The organism is Dyella solisilvae (genome assembly GCF_003351225.1).
GTDB lineage: Bacteria > Pseudomonadota > Gammaproteobacteria > Xanthomonadales > Rhodanobacteraceae > Dyella > Dyella solisilvae.
The window spans coordinates 345674-350761 of sequence record NZ_QQSY01000002.1 but is presented as its reverse complement, the minus strand read 5'-3'; the positions used below and the strand labels follow the sequence as shown (position 1 = coordinate 350761).

Here is a 5088-nt window from a genome sequence, read left to right as displayed (position 1 = left end):
GTGGATCGACAGGGCGTCCTGCCCTGACGATCCACTGGCCGGCATCCATGCCGGCCACCCTTCGGGCTGTTCCACCTCCCGCCCGCTCGCGCCAAAGGGGAGGGGGGGTCAAAAGCCAGAGCCAAGAGCCAAGAGCCAAGAGCGGACTCGTCCCTGTAGGAGTGCATCCTGTGCGCGAACGCCTTTGGCGGTCAGCTCTGCAATCACGCACAGACTGTGTTTCTACAGCGCGAGATGAGAGCTTCGCGGAGCGATGTGCCGCGCAGCGGCACGAGCCTTCACCCCATCCCCTGTGAGGCGGTGAGGGGTGGACGACTAGGCCCCGCAGGGGTGCCTGGCATGGACGCCAGGCACTTTTCGCCCGGGCAGGAGCCCGGTCGAAAAGCCCGGCCGCCCCTCACGGACTGGTCGGGCCGCAGGCCCGGCCAGCGCCGAGTGGGGTGCCGTTTCTCTTGGTTACTTCTCTTTGGGCAAGCAAAGAGAAGTGACCCGGGCCGCAGAAGCGGTCCGGAAGCCCGCCGCAGGCGAGCCCAGTGGCGAAATGGCGAATACCGGCCGCAGTCACTTGCGCCGCGATTGCCACGCTGCCATGCGTCCAGCGGTGCCCAAAACAAAAGCCCGCCAGATCGGCGGGCCTTCGAACAAACGGGATATCGCGAAGAAGCGTCAAACCCAGCGTAACGCTACAATTACTGCCCCACGCCGTGGGGGTGCAACCAACCCATCCAGATACCAAGGACGACCATCAGGATCAGCAACAGCGACAACCCGATGCGGCGCGTCAACGCCCACACCGTGCGCTTGCTGCCTTCCTTGTCGGTCATCATGAAGTACAGGGCCTGACCAAGATTGAACAGCACCACCAGCAGCAGGATCACCAGCGCATATTTGTAGATGGTTTCCACGTGACAGGTCCGTTCGTTTTTGACAACCCGAGTATAGCGGCCGTGCGCGGTGCCTCTGCGTGAAGTGGCTGCGCCGTCCGTCCTGGTTCGCGTTGCTGCTGACAGCCGTCGGCGCCTTGCTGTTCATGCGTTTGGGCGTGTGGCAACTGCATCGCGCAGACGAAAAGGAACAGATTCTGCGACGGTATGCCGCAGCGGAAACCGCGCTGCCGAGCGACTTCGCCGCAGTGGCCGCAATGCCCCCCGTGGATGCTTTTGCGCGCGTGAAAGTGCAGGGCGCCTATGTGGTCGATCGCGTGTATCTGCTCGACAACCCTCGGCATGATCAGCGTGGTGGCGTGGAAGTCTATGTGCCTTTCCGCCCGCAGGGCGCCAGTCAGTTGCTGATGGTCGACCTGGGCTTCCTGCCCGGTAACGGAACCGACCAGGCGCCGCAAATCCCGCCGCTGCCGGAAGGTACGCAGGCGCTGCAGGGGCTGTATCTGCCGCCGCCGGGCGTGGGCTTCCAGATGGGTGGCAATGCGCTTGCGCAGCAGTCGCGCTGGCCCAAGACCACGATCTACCTCGACCTCCCGCAGCTGGCGGCGGATCTTGGCAGTCCGCTCTATCCGCGGGTGCTGGCGCTGGATGAAGATCCCGCCGCCGTCTACGTGCGCGAGCACACCATCGATTTCTCCGCGATGCCGCCGGCACGACATCGTGCCTACGCCTTCCAGTGGTTCACCTTCGCCGCGGTGGCGGTAGTGATCCTGCTGGTGTCGCATCGTCGTCCCAGGAACAAGTCGGATCACCCATGAATAAGCCCGATTCCGCCGCGCTGCGCGCCAGCCGGCTGAAACTGCTGTTGATCATGTTGGTGTTCGGCGCACCTATCTTCGGCGCCGGCATCCTTACCGCCGTGGGCTGGCAGCCCAGCGGCAAGGCCAATGGCCTGCCGATCACGCCACAGCGCAATTTCGCCAGCGAGCAGTTGCAGGTGACGCTGGCCGACGGCAAGACCTGGCCTTGGCGCGCCAGCGAGCCGCAGATGACCCTGGTGGCGCTGGCGGGACCCGATTGCGCCACACAGTGTCTGGATACGTTGACCAAGATGGCGGCGGCGCGCATCACGCTCAACCGAAATGCCACGCACCTGCGTCTGCTCTTCGTGGGCGTTCCTCCGGCGAACGCCGCGGCCAGCGGCATGACGAACTACTGGCAGCTGGGCGATGACAGCACCGGCGCACTTGCCGCGTTCCGTCCGACCGGGCCGGATAGCGTGAGTGCGTTGCTGGTGGAATCCGACGGCACGGCGCTGTCGCTATATCCGGCCGGTTTCGATCCCTCGGGTCTGCGCAAGGATCTGCAGAAGGTGATTCGTTGATGCGTGGCCGGTCCCTCAATGTACTTCGCGGTCTGGCGTTGCTCGCCGCGGTATTCGCTTTCGGCGTGGTGATGTTCGGCGCCTTCGTGCGTCTGTCCAATGCGGGCTTGTCGTGCCCGGATTGGCCGACGTGCTATGGGCGCGCCACCTGGCCCGAACAGCAGCATGAGATCGCCCAGGCCAACCAGGCCTTTCCGGATCGCCCCTACGAGACGCACAAGGCATGGCGCGAGCAGGTGCATCGCTTCCTGGCCGGTACGCTTGGCACGCTGGTATTCGCGTTGGCGTTGATCGCCAGTTGGCGGCGACCGTGGACGCGTTACGCGGTGATCGTTGGCGCGGTCTGTGCGGCGATTGGCGTCGGCATGTACATACGCGGCGAGCACCACTGGTCGCTGCTGCTATCGATGCTCGCGATCGGCCTGCCCTTGATCGCTGCGCTGGGACTGGGGCGACCGGGCGCCTGGCGCATCAGTGTGCTGGCGCTGTCGGTGGTGGTGTTCCAGGCCATGCTGGGCATGTGGACCGTGACTCTGTTGCTCAAGCCGATCGTCGTGATGGGCCACCTGATGGGCGGCATCACCACTTTCGCCCTGCTGGCCTATGCGGCGCTGCGCTTCAATGGCGTCAGCGCGCGCGACGACAGTTACGCCGGCGTGCGTAGCGCGGTGGCGTTCGGCATTGTGCTGTTGCTGGCGCAGATCGCACTGGGCGGCTGGACCTCTTCCAACTACGCGGCGCTGGCCTGCGGCACCGACTTTCCCAAGTGCCTTGGGCAGTGGCTGCCGCCCACCGATTTCCACGAGGGCTTCGTGCTGTGGCGCGGCGTCGGCGTGAACTACGAAGGCGGCGTGCTCGACATGGCTGCGCGCAGCGCGATCCAGATTGCCCATCGCATCGGCGCCCTCGTCGTGTTCTGCTACCTGGCCTGGTTGTCGCATCGGGTGTCGCGTCGTGGCCTGCGCGCGCAGGGCCGGGCGATCGCGCTGGTGCTGGTGACCCAGGTACTGCTGGGCATCAGCAACGTGCATTTCGGCCTGCCGCTGCCCGTGGCCACGCTGCACAATGGCGTGGCGGCCCTGCTGCTGTTCACTCTGCTGGCCACGCTGGCGCGCACGCAGAAACGCCAAGGCGAAGGCATGTTCAACACTTACGGACTTCACTGACGATGAGCAGTCGTTTCCACGAATACATGGAACTCACCAAGCCGCGCGTCGTCGCGCTGCTGGTGTTCTGCGCCGTCATCGGAATGTTCCTCGCCGTGCCGGGCATACCGCCGTGGCGGGCACTGGTGTTCGGCACATTGGGCATCTGGATGGCCTCGGGCTCGGCCGCTGCATTCAATCACCTGGTCGATCAGCGCATCGACAAGGTGATGGCGCGCACCGCGCATCGTCCGCTCGCCACAGGCCACCTGAAGCCGCGCCAGGTGCTGACCTTCGCGCTGGTGCTCGGCGTGCTGTCGATGCTGATTCTGGCGCTGCTGGTGAACCGACTCACCGCACTGCTGACCTTCGGTGGCCTGATCGGCTACGCGGTGATCTATACCGCCTACCTCAAGCGCGCCACGCCGCAGAACATCGTGATCGGCGGCCTGGCCGGCGCGATTCCGCCGGTGTTGGGCTGGACGGCGGTGACGGGCGAGCTGCACCCGTTCGCGCTGCAACTGTGCCTGATCATCTTCGTGTGGACGCCGCCGCATTTCTGGGCGCTGGCGATCTTCCGTCGCGACGACTACTCACGCGCGCAGGTGCCGATGTTGCCCGTGACGCATGGCGTGGTGTTCACGCGCTGGCACGTGTTGTTCTACACGATCCTGCTGGTGCTGGTGACCATGCTGCCGGCGCTGACCGGATACAGCGGGTGGATTTATCTCGGCGGCGCCGCGGTGCTCGGCGCGGGCTTCCTGTATTACGCGGTCAGGTTGCTCAATCCGCCGGACGAGTTCTTTGCGATGAAGGTGTTCAACTACTCCATCGTGTATCTGATGGCGTTGTTCGCGTTGCTGCTGGCGGATCATTGGTTGATGGAGCCGGTGGTGCAGCATCAGGGTGTGGTGTTCGAACGGGCAGCCTGAGGTTTTTTTGCGGTGACTCTGTAGGGGCGTGGCATTCTTCGCTGACGCCCTCACGCATGACGCCTCACGCCTCACGCTCGTCATCCCAGCGAAGGCTGGGATCCAGTGACTTTGCTCGTCGCCTTTGATTTGGCGTGATCGCGAGAGTGCTCGCCTGCGGCGGGCTTCCGCTCGTCTGCCGACGAGCGGGTCACTTTTCTCTGTGTGGCCAGAGAAAAGTAACCAAAAGAGAGGCCACCCCGATGAGCACGCCTTCCGGGCTACGCCCTCCAGGTTCGCGGGCGGGTTCCGGGGTTTGTCGACAGGGCATCCTGCCCTGACGACAAACTGGCCGGCGTCCCTGCCGGCCACCCTTCGGGCTATTCCTCCACCCACCCGCTCGCGCCATAGGGGAGGGGAGGTCAAAAGCCACGAGCTAGAGCCAAGAGCCAAGAGCCAAGAGCCAAGAGCCAAGAGCCAAGAGCCAAGAGCCAAGAGCCAAGAGCCAAGAGCGGCGCCGGCCCTGTATGAGCGCACTCTGCAAGCGAGCCGGATCGAGCGACGACTTCTGCAAGCGTGCACTGGGTGCGCCGCCACAAAGAGCTACGCGAGTTTTGCGATGCGATGTGCCGCGCAGCGGCACGAGCCTGCACCTGATCCCCTGTGAGGCGGTGAGGGGTGGACGAACAGGCCCCGGAGGGGTGCCTGGCAGGGACGTCAGGCACTTTTCGTCCGGGCAGGAGCCCGGTCGAAAAGCCCGGCCA

5 protein-coding genes are annotated in these 5088 nt (G+C 64.8%); 4 read left to right on the top strand and 1 reads right to left on the bottom strand.

Annotated elements, in window-relative coordinates; genetic code table 11:
* Nucleotides 1–689: 689 nt before the first annotated feature.
* Complete coding sequence (locus tag DVT68_RS08895; protein WP_114824721.1) at nucleotides 690–905, bottom strand: twin transmembrane helix small protein; 216 nt, start codon at nucleotides 903–905, stop codon at nucleotides 690–692.
* Nucleotides 906–964: 59 nt separating this feature from the next.
* On the opposite strand from DVT68_RS08895, the gene DVT68_RS08890 reads away from it, so the two are divergent.
* From DVT68_RS08890 to cyoE, 4 genes are read left to right on the top strand one after another with little or no spacing between them, the layout of a single operon-like run.
* Nucleotides 965–1702, top strand: coding sequence for an SURF1 family protein (locus tag DVT68_RS08890; RefSeq protein ID WP_114824720.1), 738 nt, complete (start codon nucleotides 965–967; stop codon nucleotides 1700–1702).
* Nucleotides 1699–2268: a hypothetical protein gene (locus tag DVT68_RS08885; RefSeq protein ID WP_114824719.1), complete on the top strand. Its 570-nt coding sequence runs from the start codon at nucleotides 1699–1701 to the stop codon at nucleotides 2266–2268. Before DVT68_RS08890 ends, DVT68_RS08885 begins: the two co-directional genes overlap by 4 nt.
* The gene (locus DVT68_RS08880; protein ID WP_114824718.1) at nucleotides 2268–3434 is read left to right on the top strand and encodes a COX15/CtaA family protein; all 1167 of its coding nucleotides are present in this window, start codon (nucleotides 2268–2270) and stop codon (nucleotides 3432–3434) included. The genes DVT68_RS08885 and DVT68_RS08880 overlap by 1 nt, the downstream gene beginning before the upstream one ends.
* Before the next feature lie 2 nt (nucleotides 3435–3436).
* A complete protein-coding gene (cyoE, locus tag DVT68_RS08875) occupies nucleotides 3437–4345 on the top strand; it encodes a heme o synthase (RefSeq protein ID WP_233523405.1) in 909 nt (302 codons plus the stop codon).
* The last annotated feature ends 743 nt before the right edge of the window (nucleotides 4346–5088 follow it).

Bases quoted from the DNA above. Each gene is read 5' to 3' on its own strand.
- DVT68_RS08885 (WP_114824719.1), top strand. From the start codon at position 1,699: ATGAATAAGCCCGATTCCGCCGCGCTGCGCGCCAGCCGGCTGAAACTG.
- DVT68_RS08880 (WP_114824718.1), top strand. From the start codon at position 2,268: ATGCGTGGCCGGTCCCTCAATGTACTTCGCGGTCTGGCGTTGCTCGCC.
- cyoE (WP_233523405.1), top strand. From the start codon at position 3,437: ATGAGCAGTCGTTTCCACGAATACATGGAACTCACCAAGCCGCGCGTC.